This is a genomic window from Peptostreptococcus canis, from assembly GCF_014229965.1.
GTDB classification, from domain to species: Bacteria; Bacillota; Clostridia; order Peptostreptococcales; family Peptostreptococcaceae; genus Peptostreptococcus; species Peptostreptococcus canis.
This window is the reverse complement of the sequence record NZ_JABGBW010000026.1, coordinates 1-1,017: the sequence shown is the minus strand read 5'-3', so window position 1 is coordinate 1,017 and position 1,017 is coordinate 1. Positions and strand designations below refer to the sequence as shown.

2 protein-coding genes are annotated in these 1,017 nt (G+C 29.2%); both read right to left on the bottom strand.

The features are described from left to right. Positions 1-680 (bottom strand): hypothetical protein (locus HLB29_RS09535; RefSeq protein ID WP_207719563.1); only part of this gene is annotated, 680 nt, incomplete at its 3' end. 149 nt (positions 681-829) lie between these two features. Further along, the coding region (locus tag HLB29_RS09530; protein ID WP_207719562.1) for a hypothetical protein at positions 830-1,017 on the bottom strand (188 nt) is incomplete at its 5' end.

Sequence of the window (1,017 nt, the reverse complement as noted above, 5' to 3'; positions counted from 1 at the left end):
GGTCCTGTTGGATTTTCTCTCTTTTTCTTTTCATATCCGGCAATGATAGTTTCATTACCAAGTTTTCCATAAATAGGAGTTATTTCAATATCTTCTCCCTCTCCTTGAGTTGTATTTGGTACAGACACTATTCCTATTGTAAGTGTCGATGCAACTTCTTTTACACTATTATTCTTAATATAGTCACCAGAAAAACTTAGTTTGAAATTACCCTGGTTATATGTATATGTACCAATTTCATGTCCTGATACATCTCTAAGAGGTTGAAGTGCAAAAGATGCATTCTTTAATTCAACACCAAGGTAAGCAGGAATCTCAAGCTTATCACCTTCTTTAATTGCTTCTTCTCCTCTATATCGTATCCCCATCTTAAGAGACAGCTGAGAATTTTTCTGATTCTGACAAAGAACAGTTCCAAACTTTGAAGGATCTGTCAAATAAGAATTATAATCGCCGTCTCCCTGTTTTTTATATTCAATTTTTGCATCACTATTTGCACTATCAATAATATCAAAGCTATCAATGGTTACATTATCAAGACTTAAAAGTCCCGCTACAGGTTGATTTCCTTCTGCAAATGTAACAGGTGTGACCACTGATGATAAACTTATAAAAAATGCCATTATCAAGACAAAAAACTTTTGTATGACCTGATTTAGTTTTTTTCTTTTCATATTCATCCTCTTTTCCTCCTTATATAATAATATTTTAATTAAAAACTACACTTTTACCTCTATTTAAAATATTTTAATTTACTTTTCCAAAATCTTATTTTTTATGTTAAACATAATATATTTTTAAACTGTCAAAATATTCCTTAATATAAATTTTACTTTCCATTATGCTTTGAAAATACTGTTACATTATCCATTTTTATTTTTCCCCTTGATCCATCATATGATAGATTGAATTTCAAATTTTTCAAATAAAATGTATCCTTCTCAAATTCTAAGGTCAATTCTTTATCTAGTTCACTAAAATCTATATTACTCAGCTTTAACCTATATTGATTTTCGA